Here is a 15,133-nt window from a genome sequence, read left to right as displayed (position 1 = left end):
ACCTTTGTTGTTAAAAATATCAATCATTGAGCGCTACGGGTTTCAGTCAACCCGAACGGCATACCGAAGTCAAGCAACCTATTTTTTGCCCCAAAAAAGCGCTCGAAGGGCATTTTTGACGCATTTTAGGGCGAATTTCGCCCTTATATCGCTTCACTACCCGCAGGCTTGAGCGGGCCGTGTTGTATTTTTTACGGGGGTGTTGTGTAAAAAAATGAACGAGGCTAAGCTCGATTCAAACCCATAACAGCAATAATACCGGGGTGTTACATGTCACGCCTGCCGATAATCGGCGTCACCGCCTGCACCAAGCAGATCGGTTTGCATCCTTATCACATCACTGGCGATAAGTACGTGCGAGCTGTCGCGGTGGCAGCCAAAGGCTTGCCTCTGATCCTGCCGTCTCTGGCAGAACTCATACAACCGTCCGATATTCTGGACGGTCTGGACGGCCTGCTCTTTACCGGGTCACCCTCCAATATCGAACCGCATTTGTATCACGGCCCGGCCAGCGCGCCAGGCACGCTGCATGATCCTGAACGTGATCGCACCACCCTCCCCTTGATCCGCGCCGCACTGGCAGCCGGCGTTCCGGTGCTCGGCATTTGCCGGGGGTTCCAAGAGTTAAATGTAGCCCTGGGTGGCTCACTTCACCAGAAATTGCACGAAGTCGACGGTTTCATCGAGCACCGTGAAGACCCGAGCGCACCGCTTGAGGTGCAGTACGGTCCCAGCCATGCCATGCACGTTCAACCGGGCGGCGTGCTGGCGGGTTTGGGCCTGCCGAGCGACTTTGACGTCAACTCGATTCACACCCAGGGCATTGACCAGTTGGCCCCGGGGCTGCGCATTGAAGCCACCGCGCCGGACGGGCTGGTAGAAGCCGTCTCGGTAGAACACGGCAAGGCTTTTGCTTTAGCAGTTCAATGGCACCCCGAATGGCAGGTAAGCTCTAACCCGATTTACCTCGCAATCTTCCAGGCATTCGGAGATGCCTGCAGACGGCGCGCGCACCAACGCGACGCCGATGCGTCAGTAAACGCCTGACTTATTCAAGTCAGGAAACTCAGCCCAGAGGCATTTATGAGTAACAACCTCGACCAGCTCACCGATTGGTTGAAAGACCACAAGATCACAGAAGTCGAATGCATGATCGCCGACCTTACCGGCATTGCCCGCGGTAAGATCTCGCCGACCAACAAATTCATTGCCGAAAAAGGCATGCGCCTGCCCGAGAGCGTATTGCTGCAGACCGTTACGGGCGACTACGTCGAAGACGACATCTATTACGAACTCCTCGATCCGGCCGACATCGACATGGTCTGCCGTCCCGATCAGAACGCAGTATATGTTGTGCCCTGGGCCATTGAGCCAACCGCTCAAGTGATTCACGACACCTACGACAAGCAGGGCAACCCGATTGAGTTGTCACCGCGCAACGTGCTTAAAAAGGTCCTTAAACTCTATGCCGACCACGGCTGGCAGCCGATCGTGGCGCCAGAAATGGAGTTTTACCTGACCAAGCGCAGCGAAGACCCGGACTACCCGTTGCAGCCGCCGGTCGGCCGCTCCGGTCGCCCGGAAACCGGTCGTCAGTCCTTCTCTATTGAAGCGGCCAACGAGTTCGATCCGCTGTTCGAAGACGTGTACGACTGGTGCGAGCTGCAAGAGCTGGATCTGGACACCCTGATCCACGAAGACGGCACCGCGCAGATGGAAATCAACTTCCGTCATGGCGATGCCCTGTCGCTGGCCGACCAGATCCTGATTTTCAAGCGCACCATGCGTGAAGCGGCGCTCAAGCACGACGTGGCCGCCACCTTTATGGCCAAGCCCATGACCGGCGAGCCGGGCAGCGCGATGCATTTGCACCAGAGCATCATCGACATCGCCACGGGCAAAAACATCTTCTCCAATGAAGACGGAACCATGAGCCAGCTGTTCCTCAACCACATCGGCGGGTTGCAGAAGTTCATCCCTGAACTGCTGCCGCTGTTTGCACCGAATGTGAACTCCTTCCGCCGCTTCCTGCCTGATACCTCAGCGCCGGTGAACGTGGAATGGGGCGAAGAGAACCGCACCGTCGGCCTGCGCGTACCGGATGCCGGCCCGCAAAACCGCCGCGTCGAAAACCGTTTGCCGGGCGCCGATGCCAACCCGTACCTGGCCATTGCTGCCAGCTTGCTGTGTGGCTACATCGGCATGGTCGAAGGTATCAACCCAAGCGCGCCTGTAGTAGGGCGCGGCTATGAACGCCGCAACCTGCGCTTGCCGTTGACCATCGAAGACGCCCTGGAGCGGATGGAAAACAGCAAGACTGTCGAGAAGTACCTCGGCACCAAGTTCATCACCGGTTACGTCGCCGTCAAACGTGCCGAACATGAGAACTTCAAGCGCGTCATCAGTTCGTGGGAGCGGGAATTCCTGCTGTTCGCCGTCTGACACGCCGGGGGTCGCGCCTGGAAGGTGCGGCCCCCCAACTGAATAAAAGGAGAGCTGTATGACTAGCAAGAACCCGCAAACGCAAGCCTGGCAACAACTGAGCAACGATCACCACCTGGCCCCTTTCAGTGACTTCAAGCAATTGAAAGAAGTTGGCCCGCGCATCATCACTCACGCCAAGGGCGTGTACCTCTGGGACAGTGAAGGTCACAAGATTCTCGACGGCATGGCCGGCCTGTGGTGTGTTGCCATTGGTTATGGCCGTGACGAACTGGCCGATGCCGCCAGCAAGCAAATGCGCGAACTGCCGTACTACAACCTGTTCTTTATGACCGCTCACCCGCCGGTGCTTGAGCTGTCCAAAGTCATCGCCGACATTGCCCCCGAAGGCATGAACCACGTGTTCTTCACCGGTTCCGGTTCGGAAGGCAACGACACCATGCTGCGTATGGTTCGCCACTATTGGGCGATCAAAGGCCAGCCGAACAAGAAAGTCATCATCAGCCGTAAAAACGGCTACCACGGTTCGACCGTGGCGGGCGCAAGCCTGGGCGGCATGACCTACATGCACGAACAGGGCGACTTGCCGATCCCGGGCATCACCCACATCCCGCAACCGTACTGGTTCGGTGAAGGCGGCGACATGTCCCCCGAAGAGTTCGGTATCTGGGCGGCCAATCAGTTGGAAGAAAAGATCCTTGAGCTGGGCGTCGACAACGTCGGTGCTTTTATTGCCGAGCCTATTCAAGGCGCCGGTGGCGTGATTGTTCCGCCAGACACCTACTGGCCGCGCATCAAAGAGATCCTCGCCAAGTACGACATTCTGTTCGTGGCTGACGAAGTGATCTGCGGCTTTGGCCGTACCGCGCAGTGGTTCGGCAGCGATTTCTACGACCTCAAACCCGACATGATGACCATCGCCAAGGGCCTGACCTCGGGCTACATCCCGATGGGCGGCCTGATCGTGCGCGATGAAGTGGTGGCCGTGCTCAACGAAGGCGGCGATTTCAACCACGGATTCACCTACTCCGGTCACCCGGTTGCCGCCGCCGTTGCCCTCGAAAACATCCGCATCCTGCGCGACGAAAAAATTATCGAGAAGGCCAACGCCGAAACGGCACCGTATTTGCAAAAGCGTTTACGCGAACTCAACGATCACCCGTTGGTGGGCGAAGTGCGCGGTGTTGGCCTCTTGGGCGCCATTGAACTGGTGCAGGACAAAGCCACTCGCAAACGTTATGAAGGCCGGGGTGTGGGCATGATCTGCCGCCAGTTCTGCTTTGATAACGGCCTGATCATGCGCGCCGTCGGCGACACCATGATCATCGCGCCACCGCTGGTCATCAGCAAAGACGAGATCGATGAGTTGGTGACCAAGGCGCGTAAGTGCCTGGATCTGACCTTGGAAGCATTGCAGGGTTAACTGCTAGGCTTTGGGCGCAAGAAAACTGCGGATTTTATGTAGGCAATTGCGCTTAGAGCCTTAAGAATCAAGGCTCTTCCCTTGAAAGCCTGCCCTGGATCTTGCCAGACTAGCCGCCGGCTTTGGTTACCCTGACATCAGGTCACTGAATCGGTGGTTTAAAAGAACAATTGGAGCATTACAGATGAAGGCATCAGGTTTTAAAAAAGCTGGCAAGACCCTTCTCGCCCTGTCCTTGATGGGTGTGATGGCCGGGGCAGCACAAGCAGCAGACAAAGTGCTGCACGTTTACAACTGGTCCGATTACATCGCACCCGATACCGTCAAAAAGTTTGAAGACAAGACCGGTATCAAAGTGGTTTACGACGTGTTCGACAGCAACGAGACCCTCGAGGCCAAACTGCTGGCGGGCAAGTCTGGCTACGACATCGTCGTGCCATCCAACAACTTCCTGGCCAAGCAGATCAAAGCCGGCGTTTACCAGGAGCTGGACAAGTCCAAGCTGCCTAACTGGAAAAACCTCGACCCTGCTCTGCTCAAAGCCGTTGGCGATGCCAGTGACCCGGGCAACAAATTTGCGTTCCCGTACATGTGGGGCACCATTGGCATCGGCTACAACCCTGAGAAGGTCAAAGCCGCTCTGGGCGTCGACACCATTGATTCCTGGGACGTGATCTTCAAGCCCGAGAACATCGAGAAGCTGAAAAAATGTGGCGTGAGCGTGCTCGACTCGCCAACCGAAATGCTGCCGGTGGCGCTGCATTACCTGGGCTTGCCGACCAACAGCCAGAAGAAAGACGATCTGCAGAAAGCCGAAGAGCTGTTCCTCAAGGTTCGCCCTTCGATCGCTTACTTCCACTCCTCCAAGTACATCTCTGACCTGGCCAACGGCAACATCTGCGTTGCAGTGGGCTACTCGGGCGACCTGGAGCAATCCATCAGCCGCGCCAAAGAAGCCGGTGACAAGGTCAAACTCAAGTACACCATCCCGAAAGAAGGTGCTGGCAGCTTCTACGACATGGTCGCCATCCCTAAAGATGCCGAAAACGTTGATGCCGCTTACGCCTGGATGAACTACCTGCTGGAACCGGAAGTGATGGCCGAGATCACTAACAGTGTTCGTTTCCCGAACGGTAACAAAGCTGCAACACCGTTGGTGAATAAAGACATCTCGGGTGATCCAAGCATCTATCCGTCGGATGAAGTCAAAGAACATCTGTACGCGATCAGTGACTTGCCACCTGCAACCTTGCGCCTGCTGACCCGCAGCTGGACCAAGATCAAATCCGGTAAGTAACACGGCAATCCTGTAGGAGCGAGCTTGCCTCGCGATCTTTTAAAAGATCAAAAGATCGCGAGACGAGCTCGCTCCTACGGGCCAGATTTCATGTGAAATCAGCGTGTTATCGCAATAAATCGCAGAAAACTTTGCTGTGCAGGTTTATCGAGGGTAAGTTGCGCGCCGGTTTTGTCTTTAGCGGTTCAGCTGCCGGAAGACACGGGCAACTCAGGCCCAACTATTTAGAGGACCACCACGTGTCTATTTCCCTGTTTCGCAAGACCTTGATGGTCGGAGCCGGTTTAGCGCTTGCAGTCAGCGTTCAAGCAGCTCCCACCGTGCACATTTATAACTGGTCGGACTACATAGCACCCGATACCTTGGCCGATTTTGAAAAGGCCACTGGCATCAAACCGGTGTATGACGTCTTCGATTCCAACGAAACGCTGGAAGGCAAGCTGCTGGCTGGCCGTACCGGTTATGACGTGGTTGTGCCGTCTAACCACTTCCTGGGCAAACAGATCAAAGCGGGCGCTTTCCAAAAGCTCGACAAATCGCAGCTGCCCAACTATTCCAACCTGGACCCTGCCTTGCTCAAGCGTCTTGAGCAGAACGATCCGGGCAACCAATACGCCGTGCCGTACCTGTGGGGCACCAACGGCATTGGTTACAACGTCGATAAAGTCAAAGAAGTCCTGGGCGTCGACAAAATCGACTCGTGGGACGTGGTCTTCAAGCCAGAGAACATCAAAAAGCTGCAAGCCTGCGGCGTGTCGTTCCTGGATTCGGCCGATGAAATGATGCCGACCGTGCTCAATTACCTGGGCCTGAACGCCAACAGCACCAACCCTGAAGATTACAAAAAGGCCGAGAAAACCCTGTTGGCGGTGCGTCCTTACGTCACCTACTTCCACTCGTCCAAGTACATTTCCGATCTTGCCAACGGCAACATCTGCGTAGCGATTGGCTTCTCAGGTGATGTGTTCCAGGCCAAAAACCGTGCCGAAGAAGCGAAAAAAGGCGTGAACATTGCCTACGTCGTGCCCAAGGAAGGCGGCGCCCTGTGGTTTGACATGCTGGCCATTCCAAAAGACTCCAGCAACGTTAAAGAAGCACACGCATTCATCAACTACCTGCTGCAACCTGAAGTCATCGCCAAGGTCAGTGACTACGTTGGCTATGCCAACCCAAACCCTGGGGCTGACAAGGTAATGGATGAGTCCATTCGCACCGACGAAGCGGTTTACCCAACCCAGGCGGTGCTGGACAAGGCTTACGTTTCGACCGAGCTACCGCCGAACATTCAGCGTCTGATGACGCGTTCGTGGACTAAGGTCAAAACGGGTAAATAGCTCGCAAGACCACCTATCCAAGGCCCGAGCCTCTTGTTCGGGCTGCTAAATTTGTTGGGAGTTTCGTAAATGGCTGTTGCCTCCGGCGCCTATAAGAAAGCCCTCGAGGGCGATCAGACCCCTAAACAGGTTCTGGTCAAAATCGACCGGGTCACGAAAAAATTCGACGAGACGATTGCAGTGGACGATGTGTCCCTGGAAATCAACAAAGGCGAGATCTTCGCCTTGCTCGGCGGATCGGGATCGGGCAAATCCACCTTGCTGCGCATGCTCGCCGGTTTCGAGCGCCCAACAGAGGGCCGTATTTTTCTCGATGGCGTGGACATCACCGACCTGCCGCCCTATGAGCGGCCGATCAACATGATGTTCCAGTCCTACGCCTTGTTCCCGCACATGACCGTGGCGCAAAACATCGCCTTCGGCCTCAAGCAGGACAAAATGGCGAGCGCTGAAATCGATGCCCGCGTTGGCGAAATGCTCAAGCTGGTGCACATGACCCAGTACGCCAAGCGCAAACCGCACCAATTGTCGGGCGGTCAGCGCCAGCGTGTGGCCCTGGCCCGTTCGCTGGCCAAGCGTCCTAAATTGCTGCTGCTCGACGAACCCATGGGTGCGCTGGACAAAAAACTGCGTTCGCAGATGCAACTGGAGCTGGTGGAAATCATCGAGCGCGTCGGCGTGACCTGCGTCATGGTGACCCACGACCAGGAAGAGGCCATGACCATGGCCCAGCGCATCGCGATCATGCACCTGGGCTGGATCGCCCAGATCGGCAGCCCGATCGACATCTATGAAACCCCGGTGAGCCGCCTGGTGTGCGAATTCATCGGTAACGTCAACCTGTTCGAAGGTGAAGTGGTCGACGACGCCGAAGGCTACGCGCGCATCAACAGCCCGGAGCTGGAAAACGACATTTACGTCGGGCATGGCGTGACCACCTCGGTCGAAGACAAACACATTACCTACGCGATCCGCCCGGAAAAAATGCTGATCACCACCGAAAAGCCGGCCTACGAGTACAACTGGTCGCGCGGCAAGGTGCATGACATCGCTTACCTGGGCGGCCACTCGGTGTTCTACGTCGAATTGCCCTGCGGCAAGCTGGTGCAATCGTTCGTGGCCAACGCTGAACGCCAGGGCGCTCGTCCGACCTGGGACGATCAGGTCTATGTCTGGTGGGAAGACGACAGCGGCGTGGTACTGCGCTCATGAACATGCGAAAGCTTAAACGCCGACTGCAACGAATAACCCCCGGTGGCCGTCATGTGGTCATCGGGATTCCATTCCTGTGGCTGTTTCTGTTTTTCATGCTGCCGTTCTTCATTGTTCTGAAGATCAGCTTTGCTGAGGCAGACGTTGCGATTCCGCCGTACACCGAGATCCTCAACTACGTTGATCAGAAGCTCGAGATCCTGCTGAACCTGGGCAACTACGCCATGTTGGGCGACGATGAGCTGTATATCGCCGCGTATCTGGGCTCGCTGAAGATGGCCTTTATCAGCACGCTGTTGTGCCTGCTGATCGGCTATCCGATGGCCTACGCCATCGCCAACGCGCGCAAAGAGATGCAGACCGTACTGGTGCTGCTGATCATGATGCCGACCTGGACGGCGATCCTGATCCGCGTATATGCGTGGATGGGCATTCTGAGCAACAACGGCCTGCTCAATGGCTTCTTGATGTCCATGGGCTGGATCGATCAACCGTTGCAGATCCTCAACACCAACACCGCGGTGTACATCGGTATCGTCTACTCGTACCTGCCGTTCATGATCCTGCCGTTGTACGCCAACCTCGTCAAACACGACCACAGCTTGCTGGAAGCCGCGTCTGACTTGGGTTCGAGCACCTTCAACAGCTTCTGGAAAATCACCGTTCCGCTGTCTAAAAACGGCATCATCGCGGGCTGCATGCTGGTGTTTATCCCGGTGGTGGGCGAGTTCGTGATCCCGGAACTGCTGGGCGGACCGGAAACCCTGATGATCGGTAAAGTGTTGTGGCAAGAGTTCTTCAACAACCGTGACTGGCCGGTAGCTTCTGCACTGGCGGTGGTCATGCTGGCGATCCTGATTGTGCCAATCATCCTGTTCAACCGCAGCCAGGCTAAAGAGCTGGAGGGCAAGATATGAAGCGCATCCGTTTCTCTAGCTTTATGTTGGTGGTAGGGCTGTTGTTCATCTACCTGCCAATGCTGATCCTGGTGATCTACTCCTTCAACGCCTCCAAACTGGTGACGGTGTGGGGCGGCTGGTCGCTGAAGTGGTACACCGGCCTGACCGACAACACCCAACTGATGGGCTCGGTCATGCGCTCACTGGAAATCGCCTGCTACACGGCGATTGCAGCGGTCGCGCTCGGCACCCTGGCGGCCTTCGTGCTGACCCGTATCAGTCACTTCAAGGGCCGCACGTTGTTCGGCGGCCTGGTGACGGCGCCGCTGGTGATGCCTGAAGTGATCACCGGTCTGTCGCTGTTGCTGCTGTTCGTAGCCATGGCGCAGATGATTGGCTGGCCGCAAGAGCGCGGCATCGTCACCATCTGGATCGCTCACACCACGTTCTGTGCGGCCTATGTGGCGGTGGTGGTGTCGGCGCGTCTGCGTGAACTGGACCTGTCCATCGAAGAAGCAGCCATGGACTTGGGGGCCAAGCCGTGGAAGGTGTTCTTCCTGATCACCATCCCGATGATCGCTCCGTCACTGGCGGCGGGCGCCATGATGTCCTTTGCCCTGTCGCTGGACGACCTGGTACTGGCCAGCTTCGTGTCCGGCCCGGGCTCCACGACCTTGCCGATGGAAGTGTTCTCGGCCGTGCGTCTGGGGGTTAAACCCGAGATCAACGCCGTGGCCAGCCTGATCCTGCTGGCGGTGTCGCTGGTGACCTTCCTGGTGTGGTTCTTCAGTCGCCGCGCTGAAGAGCATCGCAAAAAAGCCATCCAGCAAGCCATCGACGAAGCCGCTGCCGAGTCCTGGAAACAACCCGATGTACGCCGTCCAAAGTCGCCTGACGCCGCTTAAGACTGCGATTTAAAAAACCTCGCCTCCTGTCACAGGGGGGCGAGGTTTTTTTATGGGTGCGGGGAACGTGAGCGCAGCGCTCAAAAGCACTTTCACCGACTGTGGATTTTCTGATGATGCTGTAGATGGGCCTTCTGGCTGTAGCTCTTTAAGCATCCAGGCGCAGTGCACCAGTACGGCTTCGCGCAGGTATGAGTGGGCATGTGACGCGTAAGATTGCTTTGGTTGCTAAAGCTCTTTAAGCATCCAGCCGCAGTGCACAGGTACGACCTCTCGCCGGTATGAGTGAGCAAGTGATCATTAAGTTGGCTCTTCTGCCTAAAGCTCATTGAGCATTCAGGCTCAGCGCACCGGTGCGGCCTCTCGCCGGTATGAGTGAGCAAGTGAGTCTTAAGATTGCCCTTCCGGCTAAAGCTCATTGAGCATTCAGGCTCAGTGCACGGGTACGGCCTCTCGCCGGTATGAGTGAGCAAGTGACTATTAAGATTGCTCTTCTGGCTAAAGCTCATTGAGCATCCAGGTTCAGTGCACGGGTGCGGCCTCTCGCCGGTATGAGAGAGCAAGTGATACTCAAGATGGCTATTCTTTTTAAAACCTTTAAAGCAACCAGCCGCACCACAGTAAAAGCGCTTAAGCTTAGGTTTTGGCACAGCAGGTACTCGGAATGTGCCCTGCGAAGACGTCCCAGGCTGAGGCTCTGTAACAGGTGCAGGCAAGCCCCCTACGATCGAGTCGTATTGCTCCTCAAAGCTGGGTGGCGAAAGCAGCCCCTCATCAAAATCACTGACCGAGCGCGCAGGCGTGTAGGACCCTGGGAGCAGGTCTTCATCAAAATCAATGAGAGACGGTGCCGGGGTCGGCGGCGCACTACCGATGTCGCTGAAACTGCCTAATGACTCATCCCCTAAATAGTCGTTCCTTAATTGCTCAAGCCCTGAATCTGACCCTGCTGCTTCAGCAATCACGCTGCCATCCGCCCGGCGCTTGATCCGCCCATCCGCATCCACATGCCCCATCGGGTCATTGCCGACAAACCCATACAGGTTCAAGCCATCAATGGCGCCGCCCGGGTCGGGGTTCAGCCAGCGGTGCAGCCACGGGGCGTAGTAGCGATAACCGTAGTAATACAGCCCTGTGGCATCGCGCTCCTTGCCTGAATAACGAAGGGTTTTGTAGCTGGCTTCCACTTCATTGCGCCCGGCCCAGCACGCGGTACCGCCGAACGGGTAGTAGGTTTCCTGGCTGATCAGTTGGGCCTGATCGTCCAGTTCCAGCGTGCTGGAACCCAGGTGGTCGTCGAGGGTGTAGCGCAGTTGATCGTTGCCAAGGCCGGTGGGCGGTGTGTCCCAGTGCAACCATTGCACGCGGCACCGCCCGGCCTGAACGGTGACGACCTCAAGGTGTTCCTGGCTGGCGCTGTTGCTGCGCACCTCCAGCCCCGGCAAGTAGCGGGTTTCGGCGGTGTGACTGTTGGCCTGCGTTTGCCAGGTGCGGACTTTGCGCAGGCGCTTGCCTCCACCGCCGTAGATATAGCGCTCCTCGTCGTTGGCGGCGTGCTGACGGGTGACCTGGGCGATTGCGCACAGTTGATTGCGGGCATCCCACAGTAGAGATTGGCCGGACTGCAAGATCAGCACATTGCCATTCGCGTCGTAGCTGTGTTCCGCCTCGCCGCTGCGCATAAGGCGGTTGCTGTGTGGGGCGATCTGCATCGACAGCGTGTGATTGATCGCCCCCAGGTGAATGCGCTCCAGCAGATTGCCCGCCGCATCGTAGCGATAGGTTTCGCTGTATTTGACCACCTGGCTGGTGTCCGAAGTCTGCCAAGCCGGCAGGTCCGGACCAAGTGACGGCTTGGCAGTCTCCCAACCGTTGGCTGCAATCAGTTGGTAGAGGCTGTCGTGGGTAAAGCGGCGAATGGGCTCGATGCGCTGATTGGCAAAATGTCGGGTGGTCAGGGTTGTGTCTTCAATCTCAACAAGGTTGCCGACCGGGTCGTAGCGGTAGTGCAAATCTTGCAACAACGGTTTACCGGGCGCTTGCGTCTGTAGCCGAGCCAGACGGCCGGTCGACGATTCGTGGATCAGATTCGTGATAACGCCATTGCCAGCGGTTTCGCTTTCGACCTGAGAAAAGGCGTTGTAGCGGATGTTGCTGACCAGGGTTTTAACCGCGCTGCTGCCCGCGATTTGCAGGCCGGTTTCGCGCAGTTGCCCGGCCACGGTGTGGCTGAAGTGTTGTTGATGCCCTTTGGCATTGGTCTGGCTGAGCACTTCGCCAGCAGCGTTGAAATGCCAGCGGCTGATAAGCGGGTCGGCCTCCTCCAGCAACAAGTCGCGCTGAGCCTCGGGCTCGGGCCAATGAGGCAGGTCAAGGCTACTTAAAAACTGCTGGGTTTCTTCCAGCGTTCCGCCTGCCAGACCGTATTCGGTCATGTGCCGCGTACCCGCCGGGTCGTCGTGGCGCAGCAACCTGCCGCAGCGGTTGTGCCGGGCGCTCTGCGCGCTGGCGCTGGCGTAGGCAAAGCGCTCGATCACATGGCTACGGTTTTCAGTCACGCTGACCGGGCGCATCGAATCGTCATAAGCGGTTTGCCAATGGCTCTCGCGGGTGTCCCATACCTCCAGCATCTGCCCGGCCTCGCCCGCCAGGCTGACCCGCCACCCCGCATCGCTGCTGTCAGTGGCCAACACCTGACCGGACAGGCTGAACACGGTCAGCAGATTGGCCGGAGCCGTAACGTTCGCGAACACACGCGGATCGCGCTGTGCCACCAACCGCCTCAGGGGGTCGAACACACTCTGCGTCACCCGCTGCTCGGGTATTTGCCCGCTCACTGAGCACGCAAACGCCACCGTACGAATCGGCAAACCGCGCGGATCGATAACGGCTAGCGTCGGCGTATGGGCGTGGAGCGACGTCATGGGCTAAGTACTCCGGCCGGAATGAGTTCGCATGTGACGCGCAAGACTGCTGTTCCGGCTAAAGCTCTTTGAACATCCAGGCTCAGTGCACAGGTAGGGCCTCTCGCCGGTATGAGTTCGTATGTGATTCGTAAGAGTTTCCTTCCGGCTAAAGCTCATTGAGCATCCAGGAACAGTGCACAGGTGCGACCTCTCGCCGGTATGAGTTCGCAAGTGATTACTAAGTTGGGTGAGAGTTTTAAAGCTCGTTGAGCATCCAGGCGCAGTACACGGGTACGGCCTCTCGCCGGTATGAGTTCGCAAGTGATTATTAAGATTGCCCTTCAGGCTAAAGCTCATTGAGCATCCAGGTTCAGTGCACGGGTACGGCTTCTCGCCGGTATGAGTGAGCAAGTGATCCTTAAGATGGTTATTCTGTTTAAAGCCTTTCCCGCAACCAGCCGCACCACAGTAAAAGCGCCTAAGTATTGGCACAGCAGGTACTCGGAATGTGCTCTGCGAAGAGGTGCCGGGCTGAGGCTCTGCAACAGCCGCCGGCAAACTCTGCATGATCTGCTGAAACTGATCTTGAAAATCACTCTCTTGAAGGTCTGCATCTGCAACCTCCGCCGCGAGTGCAAAATCTCCAGCTTTACTGTCTTGTGTATCGTCATCGGCCAATAACGCTCGGGCTTGCGCGCCGGTCATTTCAGGGGCTGCCCCCACTGCGTCCACAATCCAATCCTCCCCGAGCTCCACGTCTGAGAGCTTGCGCACGCGTATACGCCCGTCCGCATCCACATGCCCCATCGGGTCGTTGCCGACAAACCCATACAGGTTCAAGCCATCAATGGCGCCGCCCGGGTCGGGGTTCAGCCAGCGGTGCAGCCACGGGGCGTAGTAGCGATAGCCGTAGTAATACAGCCCTGTGGCATCGCGCTCCTTGCCTGAGTAACGAAGGGTTTTGTAGCTGGCCTCCACTTCATTGCGCCCGGCCCAGCACGCGGTGCCGCCGAACGGGTAGTAGGTTTCCTGGCTGATCAGTTGAGCCTGATCGTCCAGCTCCAGCGTGCTGGAACCCAGGTGGTCATCGAAGGTGTAGCGCAACTGATCGTTGCCAAGGCCGGTGGGCGGTGCGTCCCAGTGCAACCATTGCACGCGGCACCGCCCGGCCTGAAGCGTGACGACCTCAAGCTGTTCCTGGCTGGCGCTGTTGCTGCGCACTTCCAGCCCCGGCAAGTAGCGGGTTTCGGCGGTGTGACTGTTGGCCTGCGCTTGCCAGGTGCGGACTTTACGCAGGCGCTTGCCTCCACCGCCGTAGATATAGCGCTCCTCGTCATTGGCGGCGTGCTGGCGAGTGACCTGGGCGATTGCGCACAGTTGATTGCGAGCATCCCACTGTAGGGATTGGCCGGACTGCAAGATCAGCAAATTGCCATTGGCGTCGTAGCTGTGTTCCGTCTCGCCGCTGCGCATAAGGCGGTTGCTGTGTGGGGCAATGTGCATCGACAGCGTGTGATTGATCGCCCCCTGGTGAATGCGCTCCAGCAGATTGCCCGCCGCATCGTAGCGATAGGTTTCGCTGTAATTGACCACCTGGCTGGTGTCCGAAGCCTGCCAGGCCGGCAGGTCCGGGCCGAGTGACGGCTTGGCAGTCTCCCAACCGCTGGCTGCAATCAGTTGGTAGAGGCTGTCGTGGGTAAAGCGGCGAATGGGCTCGATGCGCTGATTGGCAAAATGTCGGATGGTCAGGGTTGTGTCTTCAATCTCAACAAGGTTGCCGACCGGGTCGTAGCGGTAGTGCAAATCTTGCAACAACGGTTTGCCGGGTATTTGTGCCTGTAAACGAGCCAGACGGCCGGTCGACGATTCGTGGATCAGATTCGTGATAACGCCATTGCCAGCGGTTTCGCTTTCGACCTGAGAAAAGGCGTTGTAGCGGATGTTGCTGACCAGGGTTTTAACCGCGCTGCTGCCCGCGATTTGCAGGCCGGTTTCGCGCAGTTGCCCGGCCACGGTGTGGCTGAAGTGTTGTTGATGCCCTTTGGCATCGGTCTGGCTGAGCACTTCGCCAGCAGCGTTGAAGTGCCAGCGGCTGATAAGCGGGTCGGCCTCCTCCAGCAACAGGTCGCGCTGGGCCTCGGGCTCGGGCCAGTGAGGCAGGTTTAGGCTACGCAAAAACTGTTGGGTTTCTTCCAGCGTTCCGCCTGCCAGACCGTATTCGGTCATGTGCCGCGTACCCGCCGGGTCGTCGTGGCGCAGCAACCGGCCGCAGCGGTTGTGCCGGGCGCTCTGCGCGCTGGCGCTGGCGTAAGCGAAGCGCTCGATCACATGGCTACGGTTTTCAGTCACGCTGACCGGGCGCATCGAGTCGTCATAAGCCGTGTGCCAATGGCTCTCGCGGGCGTCCCATACCTCCAGCATCTGCCCAGCCTCACCCGCCAGGCTGACCCGCCACCCCGCATCGCTGCTGTCAGTGGCCAACACCTGACCGGACAGGCTGAACACGGTCAGCAGATTAGCGGGAGCCGTAATGTTGGCGAACACACGCGGGTCGCGCTGTGCCACCAACCGCCCCATGGGGTCGAACACACTCTGCGTCACCCGTTGCTCGGGTGTTTGCCCGCCCACTGAGCACGCAAACGCCACCGTGCGAATCGGCAAACCGCGCGGATCGATAACGGCTAGCGTCGGCGTATGGGCGTGGAGAGACGTCAT

Annotated in this window: 10 protein-coding genes; 8 read left to right on the top strand and 2 right to left on the bottom strand. The window is 57.7% G+C overall.

What is annotated here, in order from left to right; translation table 11 throughout:
- The first annotated feature begins 270 nt into the window (after positions 1-270).
- From ACJJU9_RS00720 to ACJJU9_RS00685, 8 genes are all read left to right on the top strand, one after another.
- Complete coding sequence (locus ACJJU9_RS00720; RefSeq protein WP_048389183.1) at positions 271-1,047, top strand: gamma-glutamyl-gamma-aminobutyrate hydrolase family protein; 777 nt, start codon at positions 271-273, stop codon at positions 1,045-1,047.
- Positions 1,048-1,083: 36 nt separating this feature from the next.
- Positions 1,084-2,442, top strand: a complete 1,359-nt coding sequence (locus ACJJU9_RS00715; protein WP_048371116.1) for a glutamine synthetase family protein — start codon at positions 1,084-1,086, stop codon at positions 2,440-2,442.
- Between the two features lie 58 nt (positions 2,443-2,500).
- The gene (locus tag ACJJU9_RS00710) at positions 2,501-3,865 is read left to right on the top strand and encodes an aspartate aminotransferase family protein (RefSeq protein WP_262125315.1); all 1,365 of its coding nucleotides are present in this window, start codon (positions 2,501-2,503) and stop codon (positions 3,863-3,865) included.
- A gap of 184 nt (positions 3,866-4,049) precedes the next feature.
- A complete protein-coding gene (locus tag ACJJU9_RS00705; protein ID WP_407729847.1) occupies positions 4,050-5,162 on the top strand; it encodes a polyamine ABC transporter substrate-binding protein in 1,113 nt (370 codons plus the stop codon).
- Between the two features lie 239 nt (positions 5,163-5,401).
- Positions 5,402-6,496, top strand: coding sequence for a polyamine ABC transporter substrate-binding protein (locus ACJJU9_RS00700; protein ID WP_273222166.1), 1,095 nt, complete (start codon positions 5,402-5,404; stop codon positions 6,494-6,496).
- 69 nt (positions 6,497-6,565) lie between these two features.
- A complete protein-coding gene (locus tag ACJJU9_RS00695; RefSeq protein ID WP_048371122.1) occupies positions 6,566-7,708 on the top strand; it encodes an ABC transporter ATP-binding protein in 1,143 nt (380 codons plus the stop codon).
- The gene (locus tag ACJJU9_RS00690) at positions 7,705-8,625 is read left to right on the top strand and encodes an ABC transporter permease subunit (protein ID WP_048371123.1); all 921 of its coding nucleotides are present in this window, start codon (positions 7,705-7,707) and stop codon (positions 8,623-8,625) included. The genes ACJJU9_RS00695 and ACJJU9_RS00690 overlap by 4 nt, the downstream gene beginning before the upstream one ends.
- Entirely contained in the window at positions 8,622-9,512 is an 891-nt protein-coding gene (locus ACJJU9_RS00685; protein ID WP_048371124.1) for an ABC transporter permease subunit, read from the top strand. The genes ACJJU9_RS00690 and ACJJU9_RS00685 overlap by 4 nt, the downstream gene beginning before the upstream one ends.
- 92 nt (positions 9,513-9,604) lie before the next feature.
- Here the strand turns inward: ACJJU9_RS00685 and ACJJU9_RS00680 are convergent, their stop codons facing one another.
- Together ACJJU9_RS00680 and ACJJU9_RS00675 are read right to left on the bottom strand one after the other, a co-directional pair.
- Positions 9,605-12,436: a C2H2-type zinc finger protein gene (locus ACJJU9_RS00680; protein ID WP_407729846.1), complete on the bottom strand. Its 2,832-nt coding sequence runs from the start codon at positions 12,434-12,436 to the stop codon at positions 9,605-9,607.
- Positions 12,437-12,439: 3 nt separating this feature from the next.
- Positions 12,440-15,133, bottom strand: a complete 2,694-nt coding sequence (locus tag ACJJU9_RS00675; protein ID WP_407729845.1) for a C2H2-type zinc finger protein — start codon at positions 15,131-15,133, stop codon at positions 12,440-12,442.

The sequence above is a fragment of the Pseudomonas helleri genome (assembly GCF_045830615.1).
Taxonomy (GTDB): Bacteria; Pseudomonadota; Gammaproteobacteria; order Pseudomonadales; family Pseudomonadaceae; genus Aquipseudomonas; species Aquipseudomonas helleri.
Note: the sequence above shows the minus strand (reverse complement) of the source record. Positions and strands in the feature narration are given on the sequence as shown.